This window comes from Niveibacterium microcysteis, assembly GCF_017161445.1.
Taxonomy (GTDB): Bacteria; Pseudomonadota; Gammaproteobacteria; order Burkholderiales; family Rhodocyclaceae; genus Niveibacterium; species Niveibacterium microcysteis.
The window spans coordinates 3,528,200-3,553,697 of sequence record NZ_CP071060.1 but is presented as its reverse complement, the minus strand read 5'-3'; the positions used below and the strand labels follow the sequence as shown (position 1 = coordinate 3,553,697).

The following is a 25,498-nucleotide window of genomic DNA, read 5'->3' as shown; positions in this document are numbered from 1 at the left end:
GATGGGCTCAGATCTGTCCGTGGCGGCGCAGTTCGTCCTTTACGTACGCATAGTAAACCGGCGCGGCCACCAGCCCGGCAAGACCGAAGGCGGACTCGAACGCCAGCATTGCAATCAGCAACTCCCAGGCGCGGGCGTTGATGTGGCCGCCGACGATCCGCGCATTGAGGAAGTACTCCAGCTTGTGGATCAAGATCAGGTAGAGCAGCGCCGCTGCACCGACCTTGACCGAAATCGACAGGCCGATGAAAGTGATCAGTGAGTTGGAAATCAGGTTGCCGATCACAGGCAGCAAGCCGGCGAGGAAGGTGATTGCCAACATCGTCTTGAGCAGGGGCAGGTGAATGCCGCAGAGCGGCAGCACGACCATCAGGAAGATACCGGTGAAGGTGGTGTTGATCGCCGAGATCCACACCTGGGCGAACACCACGCGGCGGAATGCGGTCGCGAGGTGGGTGGCGCATTCACGCAGTGCGCGGGACAGTGGGCCGCCCGGCTGGTTGGGCTGCACCTCATGCAACGCCAGCATCGCGCCGATCACCATGCCCACCAGGGCTTTGACGAAGCCGCGGCCGAACGCCGTGCCGGCGCTTTGCAGTTGCGTGGCGTGGGCGGCGAGCCACTTGCCGGTGGCGTGCTCCAGCGCATCCGGGTCGGCCGGCAGGTAGGCGAGCAGCCACGGCGGGAACACGCCGCGCACATCTTCGAGCAAGGTGGCGAGCTTGCGGAACAAGCCGGCAGCACTGCCAACCTCCTGCCCCAGTACTCTCGCCAAAGCAAAGCCGCTGCCGACCAGCGCCGCGACGACGACGACCGAAAGCAGGGTGACGGCGACCAGCTTGGCCTTCTGGTTCGGAATCGCGCGCGCAAGCACCGGTGTGAGCAGCGCGACAAGTTCAAAGACGAGCAGGCCAGCGAAAAGCGCGGGCAAGAGGTGCAGCAGCAGCACTGCAAGCAGGGCACCGCCGGTCAGTAGCCAGGCGGCGATTTGGACGCCTCGGGCGCCACGGGGGGATTCGGACATCAAGGGCCAGGCAAGGATACGGTGCGGCGACTATCTCGCGTAAGCGTTGCCGCCGCAAGTCGCCGCCACGCGCCGGCTCAGCCACCCAGCCGCGCCGAGAGCCTTTCGAGCAGCCGCAGGTGCTCGAATTCTTCAAGGATCATGCCTTCGGCCAGCTCACGCACGACCGGGTCGGGCGAGGTCAGGCTGACGTTCTGATAGAAGCTCACGGCACGCCGTTCGGCCCCCATTGCGATCTGCAGCGCGCCAAGCGGGTTCAGTACGGCGCCGTTGGCTGCGTTGGCGTCGACAAAGGCGGTACGTGGTTCCCGCGATGCGGATGAGGGCATCTGGCAGCCATCGGCGCATCGCTCCAGCTCGCTCGCATGCCCTTCCTCCTGGCGCGCGATTTCACGGAACAACTCGGCTGTCTCGGCATTGCCGAGCGCCTCCATACGTTGGGCGAACTCGGTGTAGCAGGCGATCGCATCATGTTCGATGGCGATGGCGCTGGCATAGAACTCCGGCACCGAGCGAATCGGACGCAAGCTCATGAACGTTCTCCTCCGGCGCAATCTGGCGTGCGCTCATGGCTCAATCTAGACCGCTGTCTGCACCGCGGGAAGCGATTTGGATCAAATGCGGCGGCAGCAATCGGCCGACCTAGGGAATACCCTTGGTCGCGGGGCATGCCGTGCGGTAAGGCGGCCCCTGTCCGCGCGATCGCCAAGCGTGAGATAATCCGCGCGTAGCACGCCGGGCCGCCTTCTTGGGCAGTGTCCGGCGTTTCCCTTTTCTGCAGGAGATTTCCCATGAGCGAACCGATCACCACCGACAGCGGCCTGGTCTTTGAAGACAGCGTGACCGGCACCGGCGCCGAGGCCCAGAAGGGTCGTACCGTCGTCGTGCATTACACAGGCTGGCTGACCGATGGCACCAAGTTCGATTCGAGCAAGGATCGCGATGATCCGTTCAGCTTCGACCTCGGGCGTGGCCAGGTGATCCGTGGCTGGGACGAAGGCGTTGCCGGCATGAAGGTTGGCGGCACCCGCAAGCTGACGATTCCGGCCGAGCTCGGCTATGGCGCCCGTGGTGCGGGCGGCGTGATTCCGCCGAACGCGACGCTGGTGTTCGAGGTTGAGCTGCTCGACGTGCTGTCGAACGAGGTCGTGATCGAAGACAGCGTCGTTGGCGAAGGCGCCGAAGCGGTGGCCGGCCGCCAGGTGGTCGTGCATTACACCGGCTGGCTGACCAACGGCACCAAGTTCGATTCGAGCAAGGACCGCAACGACCCCTTCAAATTCCCGCTTGGCGCCGGCCGCGTGATCCGCGGTTGGGACGACGGCGTGGTCGGCATGAAGGTCGGTGGCACCCGCAAGCTGACGATCCCGCCGCAGCTTGGCTACGGTGCACGGGGCGCGGGCGGTGTGATTCCGCCCAATGCAACCCTGGTGTTCGAAGTTGAACTGCTGGATGTGCTGTGAACAAGCCCGGCAAACCGAAGGCTGAGCGCCCGTCGCTGACCGGTACGCGTACCGGCCCGCGTGCCAGGGCCGCCATGGAGCGCGCAATCGCTGCGCGCCGTGATGCCCCGCCGCGCGACGAGACGCGTCGCAATCCGCGCGAAGACGAAGGTCGCCGCGAAGGCGGCTGGAACGATCGCCCGCGCAATCCGCAGGGCGCCCCCCGCGGCGATGAGCGCGACCGCCCGCAGCGTTGGGGCGACGCCCCGCGCGGCGGCCGTGACGAGCGTGATGCGCCGCGGCGCAGCTACCGCGACGACGATGTTCGGCGCCGTACCGGCGACGATTTCTCCCGCGGCAAGCCGGCGCCGCGCCGCGACGATGAGCGCCCGCGTTTTGAGCGCGACGATCGTGCGCCGCGTGGTGATAACCGCGCTGAAGGCCCGCGTGGTCCGCGCGATGGCGAACGCCCGCGCTACCAGGGCGACCGCCCCCGCTACGAGGGGGACCGTTCGCGTGCACCGTCGGATCGTCCGCGTTACGAAGGTGACCGTCCTCGCGAGGGCGGCGATCGGCCGCGTTACCAAGGTGATCGACCGCGCAACGACGGCCGCTTTGAAGGCAATTCCCAGGGCGACCGCGGTGGCCGTGATGAGAGCCGTCCGCGCGATCAGCGCCAGTGGGGTGATCGCCCGCCGCGCGGCGAAGGTGGCTTCCCGCGCGATGAGCGTCCGCGCCGCGAAGGCAGCTATCCGCGCGACGAGCGTCCGCGTGGCCAAGGTGGTTTCAACCGTGAGCAGGCCCCGCGCCGCGAGGGTTCGTTCAACCGTGATGAACGCCCCCGCGGCCCCGGTGGCTTCAACCGGGACGACGCACCGCGCCGTGACGGTGCTTACAACCGCGACGAGCGGCCGCGCAGCGGCGGCTTCGAGCGCGATGAACGGCCGCGCCGCGAAGGTGGTGGATTCAATCGCGACGAGCGTCCGCGCGAGGGGGGCTACAACCGCGACGGACAGGCCCGCCGCGAAGGCGGCTATTCGCGTGACGGCGGCGGTGCTTACGCCCGTGATGAGCGCCCGCGCCGCAGCGAAGGCCCGGCCGGCGACAGCCGTGGTCCGGCGCGCGACGATCGCGGTGGACCTACCGATCGTCCGGCACGCCCGAGCTGGGGCGATAGGCCGCCGCGGCCGAGCGGCGAACGTGGTCGTTACCCGCAGCCGCCGCGCGACCCCGGCTTTGCGCCGCGTACCCGGCGCCACGAAGTCGAGGAAGACGACGAGGATGAAGAGGACGATCTGCCGCAGGGCGTGCGTGTCTCCAAGCTGATGGCCGCTCGCGGCATCTGCTCGCGCCGCGAGGCGGACGAGTACATCGAGCGCGGCTGGGTCTTCGTCAACGGTGAGCGCGTCAAGGAACTGGGGCGGCGCACCGAGCCCGACGCAAAGATCACGCTCGCACCCGAGGCGGCCAAGCTGCAGGGCACGCGCATGACGATCCTGCTGCACAAGCCGATCGGATTCGTTTCCGGCCAGCCGGAAGATGACTACCCGCCGGCTGCATCGCTGATTACGCAGTCCAGCCAGTACCGGCCGGATGGCGGCCCGGAGCTCAAGCCGGCGCACTTCCATGGTCTCGCCCCGGCGGGCCGGCTCGATATCGATTCGACCGGGCTGCTGGTGCTGACGCAGGATGGCCGTGTCGCGCGCCAGCTGATCGGTGAGGATTCGACGGTCGAGAAGGAATATCTCGTTCGCGTCGAAGGCGAGCTGAGCGCCGAGGGGCTGGCACTGCTCAATCACGGACTGGAGCTGGATGGCAAAGAACTGCGCCCGGCCAAGGTCGAGTGGTTGAACGAAGACCAGTTGCGCTTCGTGCTGCGTGAGGGCCGCAAGCGTCAGATCCGCCGCATGTGCGAATTGGTCGGCCTAAAGGTGACTGGCCTCAAGCGCATCCGTATCGGCCGTGTGGTCCTTGGCGATCTGCCGCAAGGGCAATGGCGATTCCTGCGTGAGGATGAATCCTTCGAGTAATCGAAGCATTTGATGGATCGCACCGCGGCCCGGCGGCAATTGCCCCGGGCCGCGTCTTTTGGTGCGTACGCCACGCGATCGGCGGCGCATTGCAAATTGCAACAATCAGTCATGGATGTTTCCGTCATAGAGATGGGAAAATCTTCCATGTTTCGTTTGAATTGGCAGGAGTCTCGGATGTACAGCAAGGTCATGGTCAAGCTGGCGTTTGCGCTGGCGTGTGTGGGCGTGGCCCAGGCGAACGATGGGCAAACCGCGATTGGTGGTGGGCTTGGCGCCGCCGCGGGGACCGCGATTGGCCATACGGTTGGCGGGAAGTCCGGCGAGCTGATTGGTGGCGCGCTCGGTGGCGCGCTGGGCGCTGGCGTGATGTCGGACAAGCGCGGCAAGAATGGCGCGATGATTGGCGGCGCGATCGGCGGCGCCTCGGGCGCAGCGGTCGGGCGCGCCAGCGGCGGCAAGACGGGCGCCATCGTGGGGGCTGGCGTGGGCGGTGCTGCCGGGTCGGTGCTGGGCAAGAACATCAGTGAGCCGAGCCACAGCCGCTACGATTCGCGGCGTGTGCGCTACGACGACTACGATCATCGCCCGCCGGGTCACTACAAGCACAAACACCACCACGGTCATGGCCACGGCCACGACCACGACTGGGACGATTGAGTCGGTTTCAGCTGCAACAAAAGAGGCCCGCGATATGCGGGCCTTTTTCATCGTGGGCGCGCCTTCAGCGCAGCGCGCGCGCGCCAGATCCATCCGCCCGGGGCGCTGCGCCCGTGCAGCACATAGTCGAACGCGTTGGCGTTCTGAAGTGACAGCTGCAGGCGCGTGAGCGCAGTGCGGGGCCCGGCGATCAACAGCGCGTCGCCCGCCTCCAGGCGCGTGTGTGCCGGTGGCAGCAGGATCAATGCCTGACCGCGGCGCAGCATCAGTGGCACAAGCGGCAGGCGGGTGTCGCGGTCGGTGTTGTCGCGCATCGCGTCGGCCAGCACGAGCGGTGCGTCGGCCATCAGATGCAGATAGGCGGCGCGCGCCTCGGTGATGTTCAAGGTGATACCGCGGATGTCCGGCACTTGCCCGGGGCACACAGATTCAAGCTGCGCGATCACTTCTGCCGCCCAGTGGTTTTCCTGCAGGCGCACTCGGCCGAGGAATTCCGACAGCAGCGGTGTCGTGAGCGTGGCAATGCATTCCTGGGCGATCAGGCGGCTGGGCACCAGTGCGAAGTCGCCGACGAAGGCGTCGAACAGGGCACTGTTGGACGCATGGTTCTGTCGCATCACGACGAAGATCGACGGGTTGAGTTCGCGCGCCGTGACGGCGATGGAGAGGTTGTTCACGTCGTTGTCGGTGCCGGCGACGATACCCACCGCCGTGCGCACGCCGGCCGCCACCAGCGGTTCGGCCTCGGTACCGACCCCGGTGATGCAACGCCGATCCGGCAGCGTCAGCGGCTCTGGCGTGATCAGGGTGACTGGCTGTGCCTCGCTGTCGAGCGCCGCCACGATGGCGTGCCCAAAGCGGCCATAGCCGCACACGATCCAGTCACCGCGCGGTGGGCGGTGCGGCTCTGGCGCAGGTTCGTCCGGAATGCCGGTGAGCAGTTGTTCAAGGCGGAACACATCGGGCGCGCGCACCGCCAGCGCAAGCTGATCGGCGAAGCGGCGGAACGGATTGATGATGTGGTCGGTGCCGAACGAGGCCATGTTCGCGTTGACGGAATCGGAGCGCGCGCGAGCGAGCACCGGCACATCGGGCCTTAGCAGGCGTACGGCGATGGCGACGGCGAGGTTGGCCTCCTCGTTGCTGGTCACCGCTAGCACGCCGCGACACTTTGGATGCAGCAGGCCGGCCAGCTTGAGTAGTTCAGGCTCCCGCGCGTCACCCGCGAGTGCGGGGGCGTCGGCACGCCATTCAAGCAAGTCGAGCTCCTGCACACGATGCTCCGAGAGCTCCAGTACCACGAAGCGGGTGCCGATGCGGTCCAGGGCGCTGCCGATCAAGGTGCCAGTCTCACCGCAACCGCAGATCAGGTAGAACGGCTCGCCGAGGCGCCGCACCGAGCGGGCGAAGCGGATCTTCGCGAATGCGGCCTGGAAGCCCTTGTCCTGCAGCAGCCCGAGCAGGGTGACGATCGAGTAGGTCCAGCCGACCACCGTGAGGTAGATGCACAGCACGGTCCACATCCGCTGCGCGTCGGAAAACGCGTTGGGGATTTCGCCAAAGCCGATGGTGGTGGCGGTGTAGCTGACGAAGTAGAAGGCGTGGAAAAAGCTCATCGGCGGCGCTGGCCGGCCGTTTGCGTCCGCGCCGGGGATCAGCGCGAGACCGAGCATCGAGATCGCGTAGATCGCGATCAGCACGATCAGCGGCGCACGCATGCGCCGCAGCATCAGGAAGATGACGCTGTCCATCGCGGGTCGCCGCTCAGCGACGCATCATCACCGTTTCGGCAATCAGGATTACGACCGACACCACATTGGCGAGCATCGCGCCGGCTGCCAGCGATACGACGCTGGCGGTAACGCCGGGCGTCATGCCGACGCCGGAGACGTGCACCGAGTAGGCCCAGTAGATGGCTGCCGCGATCAGCTGCAGATCGGCGACGAGGCTTGTTGCGAGATGGATGGCGCCGATCTGTGTGCGGTCACCGAATTTCAGAACCGTCGCAATCAGATTCACGACGATCGCCACGAAGAGCTCGAACACATCGTGGTGTACCGGATTATCGATGTCACCGATGAAGAAGCCGAAGTTCATCGTCGCAGCCAGCACGATGAAGAAACCGAAGACCACTTTCTCGAGGTTCACAGTCCGCTCCCGCAGTGTCGATCGCGCGGATTATGCGGCTGCCGCCTGCGGTGGTCACGCGCAGTGCGCGGTCACCCGGTTACGGCCGGCGTCCTTCGCTTCGTAGAGCGCTTCGTCGGCGCGTCGGAGCATCGTGCTGACCGTGTCGCCCGCGACCGCCGTGGTAAGGCCGAAGCTCGCGGTGATCGGGCGATCGGCGAACCAGCGGGTGGCATCGATCGCCATGATCTGCTCGCGCAACCGTTCGGCGACGATGATGGCGTCGCTGAGCGCCGTGTCGGGCAGCAGGATCAGGAATTCTTCCCCACCGATACGGCCGACGCAGGCGGGCGCGCGCACGGTCGCGTTGAGGGCTTGTGCGACGACCTTGAGGATCTCGTCGCCGATCAGGTGGCCATACTGGTCGTTGATCGGCTTGAAGTGATCGAGGTCGGCGATCAGCACCGCGCAGGGCTGCGGCTCGGCGGCGCGTAGCAGCGTGCCGAGGCGGTTCAGGATGTCGCGTCGATTGGGCAGGCCGGTCAGCTCGTCGGTGTGCGCGAGCGCTTCCATGTGGCGGCTGGTGCGGCGATGGCGTAGCAGCAAGGTGGCGAGGATCAGCGTCAGCACGGTGGCCAGCGCGATCACCGCGGCCTGCAGGCGGCCAACCGTGCGCTCCTGCGCCAGGGCACGTTCGGCGACCGCCTTTTCGCGCGTCAGCAGCGCGTTTTCCTGATCCTTGGAGGCGGTGTCGAACTCCACCTTCAGGGTGGCGAAACGTTGGTCGAGCTGACGCAGCAGCAGCGTGTCGGACGTGTTCTTGAATTCCACCAGGCGCTCGTAAGCGGCGCGCCAATCGCTCGATTCCGCGTAGCTGGCGGCCAGCGCACGGTAGGTGTCGCGCAACTCGGCGAGCGAGTCGCCGCTTGCGAAGGTTTCGGCGGCGACGAGCAGCACCGCGATGCTCTCGGGGTAGCGTTTCTGCAGGCGCAAGGTGATGCCGCGCTGTAACTGGATCTGCGCACGCAGCCGCGCATCGGGAGCGGCCTTGGCGTCGGCTTCGGCCTTGTTCAATTCGGCGTCGGCACAGCGCGCGTCACCCAGCGCATTGCACACGCTTGCAAGCCCGCGGTGCGCGTAGGCGGCACCCCGCGGGTAGCCCAGCTCATTGTGGATGGCGAGGGACTGTTCGAAAGCCTGCCGTGCTTCGCTCCATTCGCCCAGATTCTCGTGCGCGCGACCGAGGTTGTGCAGCGTCACCGCCTGTTCGCGGCGTGCGCCTTCGGCGATGTGCCCCTTGAGCGACTGCAGGTAGTAGTGCTTGGCTTGTGCGTAGTCGCCCATCCGGTTGTACAGGATCGCGATGCCATTGACCGCGGTGCGGGCGCGCGAACGCAGGTGGAGCTTTTCGTAGAGGGCAAGCGCCCGGCGCTGGTCGACCAGGCCTTCGGCGTACTGGCCGAGCAGGGCGCGGATGTAGCCGCGCTGGTACAGCGCGTCGGCGAGCATTTCGGCGTCCTGCGCGCCCTCGGCGAATTGAGCGGCTTCGTCGTATTTCGCCAGCGCCTCGTGGGTCTTGTTTGCCAGCTCAAGCAACTGGCCCTCGCAGGCCAGCACGCCGGCGCGCAGGCCGCGCCGCCGCACCTTCGGCAGCAAGGCGTTCGCGGCGTCGATTTCGGACTGGGCGGCCTGCGGACTGCGCTCACCCTGGTAATCACAGAGCACCAGCCGAGCGGCGACTTCCAGGTCGGCGTCCGGCGCCCGTTTGAGGGCTTCCAGCGCGGCGTCGGCATAGCGTCGGCTGGCTTCCGGGTCCAGACGCACATTGGCGCGCGCCTGCTCGACCAGCGTAGCAGGCGTGCCCTCGGGCGCGTCTGCGGCAGGGCTGGGCGGGGCGAGGGCAACGAGCAGCGCCGCAAGCGTAAGGGAGCGAAAGGTTTGCGGCATGCGTGGGCGACTAGGACGAAAGCTGGATTCTGGCTGAGCCGCCCCGCCTCGGCAATGCGGTGCGGCGCAAGGTCATTGCGTGCGCTGCGTGTCGTTCAGGTGTTCGGCCTTCCATTGCATCGCGGTACGGATGCGGGTGCGGCCACTCGGGTGGTCGTAGAAGATGAATTCCTCCCATGCCGCCGGCTCCATCTTGCGATATTCGGCAAGCTGCACCGCGACTTGTGCGAAGCCGTCAGGCTCGCGCGCGGCATTCAGGCCATACAGGTCGGCTTCGAACTCGGCGGTGCGGATGATTGTGTTGTTGATCGGCGTGCCGACGAATCCCAGTACCGAGAACACCGCAAACAGCAGCGGCAGTGCCGCGACGTCGCCGATGCCGCGCAGCCCCCACGCGGTACCGAAGCGGGCGATCAAGCGATCCATCATCCAGCGGGCCAGCGCAAAGCCGATTACCGTCAGTACCGTGAAGGCGAGCAGGTGTTTGTAGATGTGGTTCAGCGCGTAGTGCCCGATCTCATGCCCCATCACCGCGCGGATCTCGGCCGGGCTGGTGCGCTTGAGCAGGTTGTCGTTGAGCGAAATTCGCTCGGTACCGAGAAAGCCGCTGACATTGGCGCTGATGCGCTTGGTCTGGCGCGACGCATCGAACTCGTACACCTCGGTGGCCGGCACTTGGTTGGCGCGTGCCAGCGAGAGGATGTCGTCGCGGATCGGGCCGGCTGCCAGCGGCTTGTAATCGTTGAACAGGGGCGCGATGAAGACCGGCCCGATCACGATGCCGATCATCAGGAACACCGTCGCAATGCCAGAACCCCACAGCCACCAGGTTTTCGGCGCACGTCGGATTGCGGCCCAGATTGCGGCCACCGCCGGCGCCAGGAAGAGGATCGACACCAGCAGCCCTTTGAGCTGGTCGAATGCCCAATCGAGTGCGCCCTGGTTCGACATGCCGTAGGCGTGTTCGCGCCAGTAGCCTTCGTACCAGTTCAGCGGCAGCGTCAGCAGCGCGGCGAGGACGAGATACTGCACGGCATACGCCATGTTTTGCAGCGCCGTGCGGCGCGTCAGGCGCTCGGATAGGTTGCGCAGTCTGGCCGATAGCCCGCCGCGCAAGAACAGCCATGCAAGCACCAGCCCGTACATCAGGTCTGCGAGTTGCAGCCAGTAGCCGCCCTCGTAGTAAGCGTTGGAGCGTGCCCGGGCTTCAGGTGGAATCGTGTCGAGCCAGGCACGCGTGGCTTGTTCTGCATCGAAGCCGCTGCCCGCCGCGTGGGCGCATATCGGTGCAGCAAGCAGGGCGAGTAGCGGCGCGAAGGCCAGGATACGACGCAGGTTCATGGCAGGGCGTTCCGGTGAGGGCGGGCCGCCGCATTATCCGGAACGCATTGCCGCTTGTCGGCGTGCTTTGTATCGAAGCTTGTCGGTGCAAAGGCTCGTGCGTTCAGCCAAATACCGCCACGATCTGGTAGCCCACCGCGGCGAGTTCGCCCTGTGGTGTCCACAGCGCGGCGCGCTCATGGGAGTAGCCGGCGCTGAAGGCAAACATTTCGGTGTCGTGGCGCCACCAGGCGTCGGGTGAGGGGGCTGGCATGCAGGGCAGCAGTTCAAGTGCCCAGGTCACCGAACTGCCCGGGGTTGGGCGATCGAAATGACCGAAGGCGACCGGTGGTGCAGCGTCGCCGAGCAGCACGCAGAGCAGTTCATGGTCGATCGCTTCGTCGCGCAGCCGCATGTACACCTGCATGTCGCGCGCCGTGCCGCCGCTGAATGGGTGGTCGCCCGCGGCCCAGCGGAATTCCACATGCTGGGTGAAGGCGGGCGAGATGCCCGGCAGGTAGGGCGTGGCGCGCAGCGTGTCGACGGCAGGGGCCGCCGCTTGCGCCGGCGCGAAAGCCGGGATCACCGACTCGCGCGCCAGGCCGAAGCTGCCAAGCAGCAGACATGCGGTCTCCTCGCCCACCTTCACTGCGGCTTCCACTTGCCGCATTGCACGCCCCTCACGCACCACCCGGACCTCTACGCGCAGCTTGCCGGCCGGCACAGGCCCGATGAAGCTGGTCTGCAGGCCGCGTAGCGGCCGATCGGCTCCGGCCACATCGCGCATTGCCTGCACCGCCAGCGCGGCGCTGACACCACCAAAGGCGGTGCGGCCCTGCAACCAGTCTTCCGGCAGGTCGTAGAACACCGTGTTACCGAGGTGTCGGCGGCTTTCCAGCAAGGCAGAGAAGGGCGTCAGGAGCATGTGTGCGGCCTTGTCCTCAGGCGAGTTTGACGAGCATTTTGCCGGTGTTCTCACCACGGAAGAGACCAATGAAGGCCTCCGGCGCGGCCTCCAGCCCTTCGCGCACCGTCTCGCGCGTCTGGATCTTGCCGGCCGCCAGCCAGGTGGCCATCTCGCCGACAAACTGCGGGTAGTGATCCCAGTGGTCCGAAACGATGAAACCTTCCAGCCGCAGCCGTTTCATGATCACTTGCGCGAGGTTGGAGGGGCCTTTCGGCGCTTCGGTTGCGTTGTACTGCTCGATCATGCCGCACACCGCAACGCGGCCGTTGGGCTTGAGCGCATTGAGTGCAGCTTCAAGATGCGCGCCGCCAACGTTCTCGAAGTACACATCGATGCCTTCCGGCGCAGCGGCCTTGAGCGCGGCCGTGAGATCACCCGCGGTGCGGTAGTTGATCACCGCGTCGGCCCCCAGTTCGCGCACCCAGTTGGCTTTCTCGTCGCTGCCGACGCTGGCAACGACGCGGCAACCGTGGAGTTTTGCGATCTGTACCGCGATAGCGCCTACAGCACCCGATGCGGCCGATACGAACACTGTCTCGCCGGCCTGGATGTGGGCGATGCGGGTGAGGCCAGTCCAGGCGGTCATGCCGGTCATGCCGATGACGCCGAGCCACGCCTGCGGCGGCGCCAGGCGCGTGTCGACGCGATGCACTTGCGTATCGGCGGCAACGAAGTGCTCGCGCCAACCGAACGAGCTCAGCACGATGTCGCCCACCTTGAATTTCGGGCTGCTCGATTCCACCACCTCGCCGACGGCGCCGCCCTCCAGCGCCTTGCCGACCTGGAAGGGCGGCACGTAGCTCTCGCGATCGACCATGCGACCACGCATGTAGGGGTCGACCGACATCCAGAGATTCTTCACTAGCACCTCGCCAGCCTTCAGCGGCGGCACCGGCGTGGTGGCGATTTCGAAATTGGCGGCGGTGGGCATGCCGGCCGGGCGGGAGGCAAGGCGGACTTCGCGGGTCGATTCAAGGAACATGGGTCGTCTCCAAACCCTCGCGGTCGGCCGCGGGGTCGTCAGGGCATCAGTGATCAGGACTCGGCTACCGGCGCGGGGTATTCCTGTTGGCGCAGGCATGAGCGGCATGGCGTTGGGCGCTGCGATCAGGCAGCACTCGACGCCGGAACAGCCACTCTATCGGGCGGACCGCCATCAATCCAATGCATGGCTAGAATGAAGTAAATGACTGTGGGTAATGGTCTTGTATGGCGGATCTGAGCCGAATCGATCTCAACTTGCTCGTTTCACTGCAAACGCTGTTGCAGGAAGCGCATGTGACCCGCGCGGCCGAGCGCCTGGGGGTTACGCAGCCGGCGATGAGTCGCACGCTGGGCCGTCTGCGCGTGCTGTTCGACGACCCGCTCTTTGTGCGCACGCCGGCCGGGTTGCGCCCAACCCCGCGGGCGGAAGCGCTGCGCGAGCGCCTTGATGCGACGCTGGCCGATGTTGCGGGGCTGATCGCGCCGCCGCGGTTCGACCCTGCCAGTAGCCGCGGCGTCTGGCGTATCAGTACGACGGATTACGGCGCCAATTCGATGCTGCCGCGGGTGCTGGCGCGATTGCACCGGGAAGCGCCGTATCTGGACATCGCGGTGGACGTATGGCGCGACGATCAGGGGTTTCGCGAGCTCGAGGCCGGGTCGGTGCAACTGGCGCTGAGTTCCGTGGCGCAAGCCCCCGCGGGCATCCACGGACGCGGGTTGGGTGACGACCATTTCGTGACGCTGCTGCGTACGGGCCACCCGGCCTTGGCGCAGCCGCTTGATCTGGAAGCCTTCCTGCGCATTCCGCAGATCCTGATCCACATGGGGGGCGTTGATCCGCGCGGCGTGGTTGATCTGGCGCTGGAGCGAATCGGGCGAGAGCGCCGGGTTGCGGTGCGGGTCGCGAACTTCATGGCCGCGCTGGCGATGGCAGCGCGCACCGACATGCTGGTGAACGTGCCGCGTACCCTCGCGCGCCTTTACGCCGGGCCGGTCGGGCTGGTCGAGCGCGAGATCCCGCTCGCGTTGCCGCAGGTACGCTACGCCTTGCTGTGGCACGAGCGTTTGCACCACGATGCAGCCCATAGCTGGCTGCGCACCTTGTTCTATGAGGAAATCACGGCTGCTTTGGTCGCCAGCGCATGAGTTGTCGTCAAAACCCCATGGTGACGCTGCGCAAAACCCCGCGATGCTGGGACAATGCCGGTCTGCCCGCGACCTGAAGCATCCACCATGAGTCAACCCGCCCGTTCGGCGCTCTCGCTGCGCCAAGTCCTGATCGTGCCCTACGTGGCGCTGGTGCTGTTGCTGGCGATCGTGATCGGTGCGCTGTCGTACGTGGCCGGCAGCCGGGCCGTGGCCACCGTGTCCGATCACCTGCTGATCGAAACGGTCGGCCGCATCGGGCAGGCGGTGGATCGTCATGTGGTGGGATCGGGCGCGGTGCTCGAAGCGGTGTTCCCGAACGGAATGCCGGCGCCCGCGTCGATCGGCAGCGATCTGGCCAACCTGCGCACCCGACTGTGGATCGCAACGTCGCTGCACATTGATCCGAACAACTACGCCTACTACGGCAACCGTGCCGGTCAGTTCATCGGCCTCTGGCGCAATTCGCTGGACGATGGCGAACTGCGGCTCAAGCTCAAGGGCGACGAGCCGCGCACCTTCTTCAACTTCCAGGGCATCAACGGTGAGTTGCACGAAGCCTCACGCGAGACCAAGGTCTACGACCCGCGCGTTCGCCCCTGGTACAAGGCCGGCGAGAGCGCGAAGCTGCATACCTGGACCGCGGTGTACATCGATTACCGCCACGGCGGCCTCGTCGCCACCCGTGCGAGGCGTGTACTCAACGCGGCGGGCGAGTTCGAGGGCGTCGTCGCGACGGATATTTCGCTGAAGGGGCTCAACGATTTCGTATCGACGCTGGCGCTCTCGAAGAACGGTATCGCCTTCATCGTCGAGCCGAACGGCGATCTGATCGCCTCGTCGGCGAGCGCCAACATCGCCCGCCAGCCGGACGGCAGCAACAAGCGCCTTGCCGCGGCGGACAGCGGCCATCCACTCTTGGCGGCAACCTACTCCGAGGTGCGCGATACGCTCGCATCGCTCAAGCAGGCGCAACTGCCGCAGACGCGTACTTTCACCGGCCCCGGTGGGCAGACGATCCACGCGGCCTTCGATCGTGTGAAGGACGACGCCGGCCTCGAATGGATCACCGTGGTGGCGGTTCCCGCCAGCGACTTCATGCAGGGGGTCACCGCAAACGTGGTGCGCACCGGCTTGGTGGGCGGCATTGCGGCGCTCCTGGCGGTAGTGCTGGGCCTGCGCATTCTCGGTTGGGTGACCGGTGATCTGCGTCGGCTGTCGAAGTCGGCGCGCGCGATCGGTGACGGCGATCTCGAATCGCCGGTCGACGTGCATCGAAACGATGAGATCGGGCAGCTCGCACGCACGTTCGAAACCATGCAGGAACGGCTGCGTACCGACCGTCTGACGGGCCTCGCCAACCGTGAAGCCTTCATGCGGCGGCTGGATGGCCGCGTCGGCCGGCACCGCCGTGCCGCGGACATCGGCCCGTTTGCGGTGCTGTTCGTCGATCTGAACCACTTCAAGCAGGTGAATGACCGCCTCGGCCACGACGCGGGCGACAAGGTGCTCACCGAAATCGCCGAGCGCCTGCGCGAGGCGGTGCGCGCGAGCGACTTTGTGGCGCGCTATGCCGGCGATGAGTTCGTCGTGCTGCTCGACCGCGTCGAGAGCCGGGAACAAGCCGAACGGGTGCGCGCGCATATCGAGCATGTGCTGGCCCAGCCGCTGCGCAGCGTGGACCCCACACCGCTTGGCGAGCAGGCGTTGGGTGGTGCGGTCGGCATGGCGATCTTCCCGGACGACGGCGACGAGGCCGAGTCGCTGATGCGTTTTGCCGACCACGAGATGTACACCCGCAAGTTCGGCGCGCGCGGCGAGACCCCATGGGCCGACTACCACGCAACGCCGCGCTGAGCGTGTCGCCACCGATGCAGCGCCGTACTGGAAATTCGGGGCTGGCGCCCCGATCATTGTCAGATGGATAACGCCGATATCGCACGCGCCTTGCAGCAGGATGGCGCGCTGCTGGTCTTCATCAATGTGCTGCTGCAACAGCTGGGCCTGCCGGTGCCGGCGGTGCCGACGCTGATCGCCGCGGGCAGCCTGGCTTTCGGCGCGCCGGCGCTGGCCTGGATGCTCGTGGCCGCGGTGCTCGCGTCGGTGCTGGCCGATGCGGTCTGGTACTTCGCCGGCCGCGCGTTTGGCTACCGCGTGCTCAATGGCCTGTGCCGCCTGTCGATCAATCCGGCCTCCTGCGTCAGCCAGACGGAAAGCCGCTTCCTGCGTTGGGGGCTTTGGTCGCTCGTGATCGCCAAGTTCGTGCCCGGGTTCTCGACCGTCGCGCCGCCGATTGCCGGCGCATTGCGCATGCCGCTCCCCGCCTTCCTGTCCGCTGCAGCGATCGGAGCTGCCTTGTGGGCTGGGCTCGCTCTGGCGGCTGGCTCGCTGCTGCGCGACGAGATCGCGCTGCTGATTGAGCTTGCCTTGCGCTACGGCGTGAATGCGCTTTTGATCCTGCTCGCTGTGGTGGCTTTGTGGTTTGCGTGGAAGTTCTGGCTGCGGCAGCGTTTCGAGCAGATGGCGCGCATGCCGCACATATCGCCGAAAGCGCTGGGCGAAGCCCTTGCCGCCGGGCAGCCCGTGCGCCTGATCGACCTGCGCGGCGCCACGCTGCGTGCCGAAGGGGGCGAGCTCGACGGTTTCACCGTGGCTGACTACGAGGCGCTTGACCGTGCGGTGCAGGGCTGGCCACTCGATGCGCTGGTCGTCACGCTGTGTGCCTGTCCGGAAGACGCCGGTGCCGTCTATGCCGCCAAGGAAATTCAGGCGCTCGGCTATCGCAATGTTCGCCCACTCAGCGGGGGCTACGAGGCGTGGCGCGCGTATCTGGCCGCGCAAGGTGGCCGGCGTTTCCGAGGCGACCCGGTCGCCGGCTAGACTGGCGGCCCTTTCTGATTCTCACTGAGCGCGATGAAGCCACTACCTCCGCCCATCACGGCGCCTGAGCAGCTCGATGCCGCGCTCCGCACGCAAGGCTTTGTTGCGCTGGATGCGGCCGGTTTGACCGCTTTGAGTGGCGCGACTGCGGCCGGTCTTGCCGCGCTTCAGCCCGGCTGGAACAACCTGCCGCCCGATACCTTCCTGCGCGACGGCGGCCGTTATCGCTTTCGCCGCCACGCCTGCTTCGTGCTCGACATTGCAAGCGGCGAGCTGACGCAAACCCCGCACCGCGCGCACTGGCAGCCGGTGGCCTACAACGCGTTGCACGGCGGTTTGGAGCGCTGGTTCGAACCCGTCGAGACCGCGACGCTCGCATCGCCGGATTGGCAGGCCTTGCTGTGCGGTCTGGGGCAGTGGCTGGGGCGCTTTGCGGGCGTGCCGCAATGGTTCATCGAGGCGCACCAGTTCCGCATCGACACCACCGACGGCATCGGCCGCCCGACGCCCGAGGGCGCGCACCGCGACGGCGTCGATTACGTGGCAGTACTGCTGGTCGGGCGTGAGGGCATCAAGGGCGGCGAAACGCGCGTGTTCGAGGCCGATGGCCCGCAGGGCATGCGCTTCACGATGACCGAGCCGTGGACGACCCTGCTGCTGGATGACGCACGGGTGATCCACGAATCGACGCCGATTCAACCGCTGGCCCAAGGCGGCCACCGCGATACGCTGGTGCTCACCTTCCGCCGCGGTGGCTTCCAGGGGCCGGGCAACGCGTGAGCGTTGGCCCGGCGCGCGGGCCGGCTTACTTCTCGACGAAGGCGCGCTCGATCACGTAGTCGCCCGGCGTGCCGATATTCGGCGAGACCTTGAAACCGCGTGCGTCGAGCATGTCCGATAGCTCCTTGAGCATTGCCGGGCTGCCGCACAGCATCGCGCGGTCGTGCGCCGGATCGATCTGCGGCAGGCCGAGGTCGGCGCACAGCTTGCCGGATTCGATCAGCGTCGTCAGGCGGCCCTGGTTGCGGAAGGGCTCACGCGTCACCGTGGGGTAGTACAGCAACTGGTCGCGAATGTAGTCGCCAAGGAACTCGTGTTCCGGCAACTCGCGCTGGATCTGTTCGGCATAGGCAAGTTCGCTGACGCTGCGCACGCCGTGCGTAACCACCACCTTGTCGAAGCGCTCGTAGGTTTCCGGGTCCTTGATGATGCTGAGGAAGGGCGCGAGTCCGGTACCGGTGCTGAGCAGGAAGAGGTTACGGCCGGGTAGCAGGTCGTCGATGATCAGCGTGCCGGTCGGCTTGCGGCTGACGAGGATCTCGTCGCCCGGCTTCAGGTGTTGCAGCCGCGAGGTGAGCGGGCCGTTCGGCACCTTGATGCTGAAGAACTCCAGGTGCTCTTCGTGGTTGGCGCTGGCGATGCTGTAGGCGCGCAGCAGCGGGCGGTTTTCGTCCTGCAGGCCGATCATCACGAACTGGCCGTTGGCAAAGCGCAGGCCGGGGTCGCGCGTGGTCTTGAAGCTGAACAGCGTGTCGTTCCAGTGGTGGACGTCGATCACGGTTTCGGTGGCGAGCTTGCTCATGCGGTGGCTTCCGTGTGCAGATGGCGCACCAGTTCCGGTACGGCATCGAAGAGGTCGGCAACCAGCGAGTAGTCCGCCAGTTGCATGATCGGGGCTTCGGGGTCCTGGTTGATCGCAACGATCACCCGGCTATCCTTGATGCCCGCGGTGTGCTGCAGCGCGCCCGAAAGGCCCACTGCAATGTAGAGATCCGGCGCGACGACGGTGCCGGTCTGGCCGACTTGCCATTCGTTCGGCGCGTAGCCGGAATCGACGGCGGCCCGCGTCGCGCCGATCGCAGCGCCGAGGCGGTCGGCGAGTGGTGCGAGGCAGGCGTGGAAGCGCTCGGCGCTGCCCAGCGAACGCCCGCCGGAGACCACGACGCGCGCGCTGCCCAGTTCAGGCCGCTCACCGCCGGCCGTCTTCTGCCCGGTGACGCGACTGCGGCCGTCGGCGGCCGGTGCGGTGATCGCAACACATTCAGCCTGCCCGCCCTGCGCGGCGGCCTCGAAGCGCGAGGCCCGCACCGTCAGGATCTGCAGGCCGGGGCGGTTATCGACCGTGGCGAGCAGGTTGCCGGCGTAGATCGGGCGCTGATAGCTGTTCGGGCCGAGCAGGGCGACCGCTTCGCTGATCATGCCGACGTCGTGCAACGCAGCGACGCGCGGCAACGCATTGCGGGCAAGGCTGCCGTGCGCGGCGAGGATCACCGTGTAGTCGCCGGCGAGGCTATTCAGCAGGCGAGCGACATCTTCTGCCTGCGGCTGCGCGAACCGCGGCGCATCGGCATGCAGCACGCGGCGCACGCCGGCGATCTGCGCGTGGGCGGCGGCCTCTGTGCTGCCAAGCACCAGCAGGTCGACCGGCAGGCCCCAGTGCTGCGCGGCGCGAACAGCCTGGCGTGTGGCGAGGGCGACGCCGGTGGCGGCGATATCGGCGAGGACGAGGACGCTCATGCGATCACCTGTGCATCGTTGCGGAGTTTCTCAATCAGTTCGGCGACCGAACCGACGCGCTGGCCAGCCGGGCGCGGCGGCGGGGTTTCGACGCGCGCACGCTGCACGCGCGGCGTGAGGTCGATGCCCAGCGCAGCGCAGTCGAGCGTCTCGATCGTCTGGCGCTTGGCCTTCATCAGGTCCGGCAGCTTCACGAAGCGCGGTGCGTTGAGGCGCAGGTCTGCCGACACCACGGCGGGCAGTCGGATTTCGAGCGATTCGCTGCCGCCGTCCACCTCGCGCGTGACGTGCAGCGTGTCGCCATCGACGGCGAGTTCGGACACAGCAACCGCCTGCGGCCAATCGAGCAGCGCGGCGAGCATCTGCGCGGTTTGCCCGGCATCCTCGTCGATCGCCTGCTTGCCCAGCATCACCAGCGAGGCCTCTTCGCGCTGCGCGACATGGCGCAGCAGTTTGGCGACCGCGAGCTGATCGAGCGCAGCCGGCGCCTGGCCCCAGATCGCGCGGTTCGCGCCGAGCGCGATCGCCTGGCGCAGCGATTCCTGCACGGTTGCGTCACCGAAGGACACGACGACGACTTCCGACGCAATGCCGCGCTCGCGCAGCCGCACCGCTTCTTCAAGCGCGTTTTCGTCGAACGGGTTGATGACCATCCGAACGCCGGTGGTGTCGATATCGCTGCCGTCGCTGCGCGGGCGCACTTGGACGTTGTGATCCACCACCCGCTTGATTGAAACGATGATTCGCATGAATGACCCTTCTGTTTGGCGGGGCATTCTAGGCAAGAGCTGGTAATCTACGAAGCGGATTGTGATGACGACGCTTATCTAAGAAATAGATATGAGATTCACGCTGAGGCAACTCGAGATCTTCGTGGCGGTCGCGCAGACCGGTTCCGCCAGTCGCGCCGCGGAGCGGCTGGCGCTCTCGCAGTCGGCGACCAGCACGGCACTTGCCGAGCTCGAACGCGCCTACTCGCAGGTGCTGTTCGATCGCGTTGGCAAGAGCTTGCGATTGAACGACACCGGCCAGTGGCTTCTGCCTCGCGCGACGCAGATCCTCGACCGCGCGCATGAGCTCGAAGAGTCGCTCAGCGCGCACACCGCGGTCGGGCCGCTGCGCTTGGGGGCGAGCCTGACAATCGGCAATTACCTTGCCACGTTGTTCGTGGCGGACTTCCTGCAGCGGCATCCGGAGTCGCGGGTGCAGTTGGCGGTGCATAACTCCACCGCCATTGTGTCCTCGGTGGCACGCTTCGAACTGGATCTGGGGCTGGTCGAAGGCGATCTGCAGCATCCGGATGTGATTGCCGAGCCGTGGTTGCGGGATGAGCTGGTGGTCTTCGCGGCACCCAGTCACCCGCTGGCCGGTAAGGGCAGCCTGACCCGCGACCAGGTGCTGGCGCAGGACTGGATTCTGCGCGAGCCTGGGTCGGGCACCCGTGGCACCGTGGAGCACGCGTTTGGGGAGGACCGCCAGCGCCTGAAGGTGCGCCTGGAGTTGGAGCACACCGAGGCGATCAAACGCGCGGTGGAGGCGGGCCTTGGGCTCGGCTGTATTTCCCGGCTCGCGCTGCGCGACGCCTTCCGCCGTGGCAGTCTGGTCCCGCTGCAGGTGCGTAACCTCGATCTCGGTCGCGCCTTCTATCTGGTGCGGCATCGCCACAAGTACATCAGCGGCGGGCTCGCGAGCCTGATCGACCACATCCGCGCTTCGACCGCCGGCGCAACCTCCACCGACGACATTCATCTTTCCCCTGTGCCCTGACGCTGACCGGGCGACCGGCTTTTCAGCCCGGCGTGGCGCTCTGTTCGGCTGCCGCGAAAAATTCCGGATCATCCTTGTACCAATCGGGGCCGAAGAATTCGATTGGATGAGGCGTCCGCTCCGACCCGTTGCCGCAACCCAACGAGTCCGTCGGGCAGTAGTGGTCGCAACCCCAACAGATGCGCTCGGGGTGTTTCGGATGAAGCGGGAAGCGTTTGGCCATCGGGAATACCTGAGAAGGGTTGGCGAATAGCCAAATCCAATCGCCGGACTGGCCGGCCGCGCTAATGGCCGCTCAATTGCAATCGTTTTTGCGACCGTTGCTCGCCGCATGGAAATGCCCTCATGCAATGGTTGTCTGGGCAATAACGGCCCGCCTCTCTATTCCCACTTCTTTGCTGTGGGTATTTGCGGTGCGACCGAATAACCATTTACCTAAGGCGGTTAATCGCGACAATTCAAATCGCTCTGCTTTGGCCTGAAAGCCGCGTAAGAGCTCGATTGGCGCGGTGTTATGGCGGCAATGATCAATCGCCGGCGTGGCGGGGCGCCTTTGCAGGGGTCAAGAAATTTGCAATGCGTAACAACGCGCGCAGGCCTGGCCCGTATTCGCCGATCCGAATCGGCCTAACATGAGTGCCGATAAAGGCAAATAAAACCGAGGGGGAAATGCAGCACGGACATGTCGTTCGTCTGCCCGTGCAAATGAGAATGAGGGCGCGCAGTTAATGCCGCAACAGCATCATGGTTAATTCAGAAGGCGCTGCGACGATTTGCCTGAAGGGGAATTTCGTTTTTCAGATGCATCGCGAGTTTTCGGCGGCGCTGGGCAATGCGCTGCTGCCCGAGGTGCCGGAGATTGTCATTAATCTCGCCGACGTCAGCTACATCGATAGCGCGGCGCTTGGGATGTTGTTGGTCGCGCGCTCACGCGCACTTGAGCGCGGAAAACGCGTCGCGATATCCGGCGCTGTCGGCCATGTGCTCCAGGTACTCCACATTGCCAACTTCGAGAAGCTATTCGAGATCCGTTGAAGCCCGGATGGCGCAGCGTGAGAACGGGCAATGATGCCCGCGCTGGTGCGTTGGGCTTCGGGCAGTCAGTCCGGCATCGAGCGCTTGCTGACGTAGTCCGGCTCCGGCGGTATCACCTCGCGCCGGCCGCTGTTGCCGAAGATGTCGCTGAACTCAAATGCAGTGAAGCACAGGTGCAACACACCGATCACGACGGCGCACAGGATCAGGCCCGGGAGCATGCCGCCAACGTTCAGCGCAAGCATCAGCAGCGCGCTCGCAACGGCCAAGGAATAGGCGATGGCGACGCGGGTGAGTTGTTTGCGGTTCATGGGGGTCCGAGTCTTTGAAGTGGCAGCGCGACTGCGCCGTTTTGCGTACGCTTGCGGCGCGTGTGGTTTGGCCGAACGCGAAGTGCATGGCCGCGTGTTGGCGTTTGCTGATTGTATGACGACCTCGGTGGAGTCACGTTTGCCACGAGTTCGATGTCGGCCGCCCAGGCCCGCAGCGGCACCGGAGCAGGCCGCGCCTTTAGCCCGCCTCATCGTCGGATGTCGATGCGGCCGACGCGGGGACGCGTTTCGCCAGGATAGCCAGATCGGTGGTCGCGAAGCTCGCATTGCTTGGACTCGGCATCTGTTCGCAGAACTCGACCGAGAAACCGTGGCTTTCGACAAGCTCAACAATGGCGTCCGGTGATCGATAGAACATGAAGACCCGGTCGCCGCTGCTTGATTGCTCGTAGCGCGCAGCGCCTTCCGGGCCGGTCACGCTGGTTAGAAGCAGAAATGCATCGTCAGCCAACACGCGGCGCAGCGCGGCAAAGAATCGGCGCGCGTCCGCATCGGGCAGGTAGCTCAGGCCAAACGCGAACGCTGCGCCGTGGAATCCGCAACCGACGCCTGTGATTTCGCGACAGTCAGCGACGTGGAATGCGACGTCAGGCACACGCCGTCTGGCTTCGTCGATCATCCTGGGCGCCATGTCGATACCGACCAGCGACAGATCCGGGCGCACGCGCTTCAGATGGGCGGCGACGTTGCCCGGGCCGCACGCGATATCGATGACCGAGCCGCCCGTGGGCATGCGATCCGCCAGCATCGCGTAGTAGCGGTCGTACTGCGTCAGCGCGAAGTACTTGGCCGCGTAGCGGTCCGCCAGCTTGTTGAAGGTTTCAACCGACTCCCGGCACACATCCGACGCTGGCATCGCCCATCCGATCGCGAACATGCGGACACCGCTGCCCGCTCAGCACTCATGGTAGCGGGCGGATTGGCGCGCACCAATCCGCCACCGCACGGGGAGGCAGTGCCGCGTTCGTCGCGCTACTTGCCGACAAAGACCGGCTTGCGCTTTTCGCGGAAGGCGTCCAGGCCCTCCTGGTAGTCGTGGCTGTCGTAGACGGTACGCCGCAGGGCCTGCACCCGTTCGAAGAGTTCGGGCGAGATCGAGTGGGCGCCGGCGAGCAGGCGGATTTCTTCCTTCATGGCGGCGATCGACAGCGGTGAATTCGCTGCGATAGCGCGGGCCATGTCGGCGACACGGGCGTCGATTTCGGCGGCGTCGCAGATCGCGTTGATCATGCCGAGGTTGAAGGCCTGGCGCGCCGGGATCGGCCGTGCGGTGAACAGCATCTCGCGTAGTACCGGGTGCGGCACCATGTTCATCAGCGTCAGCACGCCGCCAAGGTTGTAGGGCACGCCAAGCTTGGCCGGGGTAATCGCGAAACTCGCTTCGGTCGTGGCGACCAGGATGTCGCAGGCGAGCGCGACTTCGCAGCCGCCACCCCAAACCGAGCCTTCGATGTGGGCGATCACCGGCGCGGGCGATTCCTGTATCGCGCGGATCACCACGCGCAGCGGATCGCCCCAGCCGAGCGGGTCACGCCCGCGGTCCGGCAATTCGCTGACGTCGTGCCCGGCTGACCAGACGCGGCAGCCCGCAGGCGCGCGCAAGATGATCACGCGGGCGCCGCTGGCATTGAAGTGCTCGATCGCGCCGAGCATTTCGTCGATCAGTTCCATGCTCAGCGCATTGCGCTTTTCGACATGGTTCATCACCAGCGTGCCGATCGAATCGGCGAATTCGGTTTCGATGAGAGGCATGCGGGGCTCCGATGGCGTGCGCGTCGTGGCGACGAATGCCCCCTAGGATCGGCGTGCTGCCATGCAGGGGTACTGACCCAACGCAAGCCCCTGGTGCGCCTCGACGTTGGCCGCGTACTTGGCCGCGGCGTTGGCTTGTCGCACCATTCGCCCGATGAACCTGTGCATTGATCGAATCCACGCTTGGCGCACCTGGCTTGCGGCACCGCTTGTCGCGGGGGCGCTTGTTGCCTGCACGCCCGCGTTCAAGGCGGGCCCGCTGGCTGACGAGGTCCGCCCGTCGCCCAATTACGGCGCGCGGCGGGTCAGCCTCGTCGTGATCCACCACACCTCCAATGGCAGCGCGCTACCGGCGCTGCGAACGCTGACGAACCCCTTGTCCGAGGTGAGTGCGCACTACCTCATCACGCGTGAGGGCCGCATCGTGCAACTGGTGGAGGAGGGCGAGCGTGCGTGGCATGCCGGTCGCTCACGCTGGGGGTCGATCAACGACGTGAACTCGGCATCGATCGGCATCGAACTCGACAACGATGGCGTCGAGCCCTACGGCGAGGCACTGATGGCGGCGCTGTATCGCTTGCTGGCGGATCTGCGCGCACGTCACCAACTCACTGCACTGGCCTTTGTTGGCCATGCGGACGTCGCCCCCGGTCGCAAGGTCGACCCCTCCGCGCTGTTCCCTTGGAGTGACATGGCTCAGCGCGGATTCGGCCTGTGGTGCGATGCGCCGTATCCCGAGCCGGCTGCCGGTTTCGATGTGGCGTTGGGCTTGCAGGCGATCGGTTACGACCTCGGCGCGCCCGACGCGGCCGCGTGGTCCTTCGGGCTGCATTACGGTGGCCGGCTAGGGGGGCTGGCCGAACTCGATCCGGCCCATGTTGCTTGCGTCGCCGCCGCAGCGCGGGCAGCGGGCGCGCCTTAGTCGCTGGCCACCTGAAGCGAGTCGCCGGTAGCGTAGAACTGCCCGCCCGCCACGTAGTGCAACGTGCGCAGGTTCGGATCGGTGGCCTCGTCGAACAGCCAGTGGCCGTCGCGGAATACGCGCGCATCCGCCGAGGCGGCGACGACTTCGCCGAGGAAGAGGTCATAAGCCTGCTCATTGTGCGGTTCGCGAATCACGCGGCATTCAAGCCAGCCCACGCAACCGGCCACGCGAGGTGCTGCAACCACGGCGGATGGCAGCGTGGCCAAACCGAGTGCGTCGAACTTGTCGCCATCGCGCCCGCTGTGGCCGCCCGCGGCAATCACCTGTGCAGCGATGCCGCGCGCAGGGATATTCAGCACGAACTCGCCAGAGGCTTCGACGAGGCCTCGGGTGAAGGTCTGCTTGTCGATCACGACGGCCACCTTGGGCGGCGAGAAGTCCAGCGGCATCGCCCAGGCCGCCGCCATCACGTTGCGCTGATCGCCGTGCGCGCTGCTGACGAGCGTGACCGGGCCGTGGTTGAGCATTCGGTAGGCTTTGGCGAGATCGACAGGGATGATCATGGTGGCTGCTTACGCGGCTAAATCGCCATTGTCGCGGATCACGGGCGGCGACTGATACACCGCCGACATTCTTGGCG

The 25,498-nt window shown here is 66.2% G+C and carries 26 protein-coding genes and 1 pseudogene; 11 read left to right on the top strand and 16 right to left on the bottom strand.

From position 1 onward, the window contains the following. Positions 1-7: 7 nt before the first annotated feature. Positions 8-1,024 (bottom strand): AI-2E family transporter, encoded by a 1,017-nt coding sequence (locus JY500_RS16175; RefSeq protein WP_206253809.1) that lies wholly within the window; start codon positions 1,022-1,024, stop codon positions 8-10. A gap of 77 nt (positions 1,025-1,101) precedes the next feature. Then, entirely contained in the window at positions 1,102-1,557 is a 456-nt protein-coding gene (locus tag JY500_RS16170; protein WP_172197097.1) for a ferritin family protein, read from the bottom strand. Between the two features lie 258 nt (positions 1,558-1,815). On the opposite strand from JY500_RS16170, the pseudogene JY500_RS16165 reads away from it, so the two are divergent. The 4 genes and pseudogenes from JY500_RS16165 to JY500_RS16150 all read left to right on the top strand — a co-directional run. Then, positions 1,816-2,160: pseudogene (locus JY500_RS16165) on the top strand (FKBP-type peptidyl-prolyl cis-trans isomerase); the annotation flags it as partial. Further along, positions 2,146-2,487, top strand: coding sequence for an FKBP-type peptidyl-prolyl cis-trans isomerase (locus JY500_RS16160; RefSeq protein ID WP_206256517.1), 342 nt, complete (start codon positions 2,146-2,148; stop codon positions 2,485-2,487). The pseudogene JY500_RS16165 and the gene JY500_RS16160, both read left to right, overlap by 15 nt. After that, entirely contained in the window at positions 2,484-4,496 is a 2,013-nt protein-coding gene (locus tag JY500_RS22200; RefSeq protein WP_246479653.1) for a pseudouridine synthase, read from the top strand. The genes JY500_RS16160 and JY500_RS22200 overlap by 4 nt, the downstream gene beginning before the upstream one ends. Positions 4,497-4,673: 177 nt before the next feature. Then, positions 4,674-5,156 carry a glycine zipper domain-containing protein gene (locus JY500_RS16150; protein WP_172197103.1) on the top strand — a complete coding sequence of 161 codons (483 nt, stop codon included), beginning with the start codon at positions 4,674-4,676 and terminating at the stop codon, positions 5,154-5,156. 47 nt (positions 5,157-5,203) lie between these two features. On the opposite strand, the gene JY500_RS16145 is transcribed toward JY500_RS16150, so the two are convergent. The 6 genes from JY500_RS16145 to JY500_RS16120 form a co-directional block, all read right to left on the bottom strand. Then, positions 5,204-6,907, bottom strand: coding sequence for a potassium channel family protein (locus tag JY500_RS16145; protein ID WP_206253808.1), 1,704 nt, complete (start codon positions 6,905-6,907; stop codon positions 5,204-5,206). Between the two features lie 13 nt (positions 6,908-6,920). Then, on the bottom strand, positions 6,921-7,304 hold the full coding sequence (locus JY500_RS16140) for a DUF6394 family protein (protein ID WP_172197109.1): 384 nt from the start codon (positions 7,302-7,304) through the stop codon (positions 6,921-6,923). Between the two features lie 54 nt (positions 7,305-7,358). Then, positions 7,359-9,230, bottom strand: coding sequence for a tetratricopeptide repeat-containing diguanylate cyclase (locus JY500_RS16135; RefSeq protein WP_206253807.1), 1,872 nt, complete (start codon positions 9,228-9,230; stop codon positions 7,359-7,361). 72 nt (positions 9,231-9,302) lie between these two features. Beyond that, on the bottom strand, positions 9,303-10,571 hold the full coding sequence (locus tag JY500_RS16130) for a M48 family metallopeptidase (RefSeq protein ID WP_206253806.1): 1,269 nt from the start codon (positions 10,569-10,571) through the stop codon (positions 9,303-9,305). A gap of 103 nt (positions 10,572-10,674) precedes the next feature. Further along, the gene (locus JY500_RS16125; RefSeq protein ID WP_206253805.1) at positions 10,675-11,475 is read right to left on the bottom strand and encodes an acyl-CoA thioesterase; all 801 of its coding nucleotides are present in this window, start codon (positions 11,473-11,475) and stop codon (positions 10,675-10,677) included. Between the two features lie 16 nt (positions 11,476-11,491). Beyond that, the gene (locus JY500_RS16120) at positions 11,492-12,499 is read right to left on the bottom strand and encodes an NADP-dependent oxidoreductase (RefSeq protein ID WP_206253804.1); all 1,008 of its coding nucleotides are present in this window, start codon (positions 12,497-12,499) and stop codon (positions 11,492-11,494) included. Between the two features lie 257 nt (positions 12,500-12,756). Between JY500_RS16120 and JY500_RS16115 the strand changes: the two genes are divergently transcribed. The 4 genes from JY500_RS16115 (at position 12,757) to JY500_RS16100 (ending at position 17,310) form a co-directional block, all read left to right on the top strand. Beyond that, complete coding sequence (locus JY500_RS16115) at positions 12,757-13,650, top strand: LysR family transcriptional regulator (protein WP_206253803.1); 894 nt, start codon at positions 12,757-12,759, stop codon at positions 13,648-13,650. A gap of 87 nt (positions 13,651-13,737) precedes the next feature. Next, complete coding sequence (locus JY500_RS16110; RefSeq protein WP_172197144.1) at positions 13,738-15,507, top strand: sensor domain-containing diguanylate cyclase; 1,770 nt, start codon at positions 13,738-13,740, stop codon at positions 15,505-15,507. 63 nt (positions 15,508-15,570) lie between these two features. Continuing rightward, on the top strand, positions 15,571-16,530 hold the full coding sequence (locus JY500_RS16105) for a VTT domain-containing protein (RefSeq protein WP_172197147.1): 960 nt from the start codon (positions 15,571-15,573) through the stop codon (positions 16,528-16,530). Between the two features lie 33 nt (positions 16,531-16,563). Further along, on the top strand, positions 16,564-17,310 hold the full coding sequence (locus tag JY500_RS16100) for a 2OG-Fe dioxygenase family protein (RefSeq protein WP_206253802.1): 747 nt from the start codon (positions 16,564-16,566) through the stop codon (positions 17,308-17,310). Between the two features lie 25 nt (positions 17,311-17,335). Here the strand turns inward: JY500_RS16100 and JY500_RS16095 are convergent, their stop codons facing one another. The 3 genes from JY500_RS16095 to JY500_RS16085 are packed head-to-tail and all read right to left on the bottom strand — an operon-like array spanning position 17,336 to position 19,796. Beyond that, positions 17,336-18,112 carry a ferredoxin--NADP reductase gene (locus tag JY500_RS16095; RefSeq protein ID WP_206253801.1) on the bottom strand — a complete coding sequence of 259 codons (777 nt, stop codon included), beginning with the start codon at positions 18,110-18,112 and terminating at the stop codon, positions 17,336-17,338. Next, the gene (locus JY500_RS16090) at positions 18,109-19,047 is read right to left on the bottom strand and encodes an electron transfer flavoprotein subunit alpha/FixB family protein (RefSeq protein WP_206253800.1); all 939 of its coding nucleotides are present in this window, start codon (positions 19,045-19,047) and stop codon (positions 18,109-18,111) included. The genes JY500_RS16095 and JY500_RS16090 overlap by 4 nt, the downstream gene beginning before the upstream one ends. Further along, positions 19,044-19,796, bottom strand: a complete 753-nt coding sequence (locus JY500_RS16085) for an electron transfer flavoprotein subunit beta/FixA family protein (RefSeq protein WP_206253799.1) — start codon at positions 19,794-19,796, stop codon at positions 19,044-19,046. Before JY500_RS16085 ends, JY500_RS16090 begins: the two co-directional genes overlap by 4 nt. A 91-nt stretch (positions 19,797-19,887) precedes the next feature. On the opposite strand from JY500_RS16085, the gene JY500_RS16080 reads away from it, so the two are divergent. Then, entirely contained in the window at positions 19,888-20,814 is a 927-nt protein-coding gene (locus JY500_RS16080; protein WP_172197162.1) for a LysR family transcriptional regulator, read from the top strand. A gap of 22 nt (positions 20,815-20,836) precedes the next feature. Here JY500_RS16080 and JY500_RS16075 read toward each other — a convergent pair whose 3' ends face one another. Next, a complete protein-coding gene (locus JY500_RS16075; protein ID WP_206253798.1) occupies positions 20,837-21,037 on the bottom strand; it encodes a DUF3079 domain-containing protein in 201 nt (66 codons plus the stop codon). A gap of 521 nt (positions 21,038-21,558) precedes the next feature. Here JY500_RS16075 and JY500_RS16070 point away from each other — a divergent pair. Next, positions 21,559-21,849 (top strand): STAS domain-containing protein, encoded by a 291-nt coding sequence (locus tag JY500_RS16070; protein WP_206253797.1) that lies wholly within the window; start codon positions 21,559-21,561, stop codon positions 21,847-21,849. A 65-nt stretch (positions 21,850-21,914) separates the two neighbouring features. Here JY500_RS16070 and JY500_RS16065 read toward each other — a convergent pair whose 3' ends face one another. The 3 genes from JY500_RS16065 to scpB form a co-directional block, all read right to left on the bottom strand. Further along, positions 21,915-22,160, bottom strand: coding sequence for a hypothetical protein (locus JY500_RS16065; protein WP_172197171.1), 246 nt, complete (start codon positions 22,158-22,160; stop codon positions 21,915-21,917). 199 nt (positions 22,161-22,359) lie between these two features. Further along, on the bottom strand, positions 22,360-23,058 hold the full coding sequence (locus JY500_RS16060) for a class I SAM-dependent DNA methyltransferase (RefSeq protein WP_206253796.1): 699 nt from the start codon (positions 23,056-23,058) through the stop codon (positions 22,360-22,362). A gap of 95 nt (positions 23,059-23,153) precedes the next feature. After that, a complete protein-coding gene (gene scpB / locus JY500_RS16055) occupies positions 23,154-23,933 on the bottom strand; it encodes a methylmalonyl-CoA decarboxylase (protein WP_172197177.1) in 780 nt (259 codons plus the stop codon). 154 nt (positions 23,934-24,087) lie between these two features. On the opposite strand from scpB, the gene JY500_RS16050 reads away from it, so the two are divergent. Further along, positions 24,088-24,855 (top strand): N-acetylmuramoyl-L-alanine amidase, encoded by a 768-nt coding sequence (locus JY500_RS16050; protein ID WP_206253795.1) that lies wholly within the window; start codon positions 24,088-24,090, stop codon positions 24,853-24,855. Here the strand turns inward: JY500_RS16050 and JY500_RS16045 are convergent. Then, positions 24,852-25,421 (bottom strand): flavin reductase family protein, encoded by a 570-nt coding sequence (locus JY500_RS16045; RefSeq protein ID WP_206253794.1) that lies wholly within the window; start codon positions 25,419-25,421, stop codon positions 24,852-24,854. The genes JY500_RS16050 and JY500_RS16045 overlap by 4 nt on opposite strands. Positions 25,422-25,498: the final 77 nt, after the last annotated feature.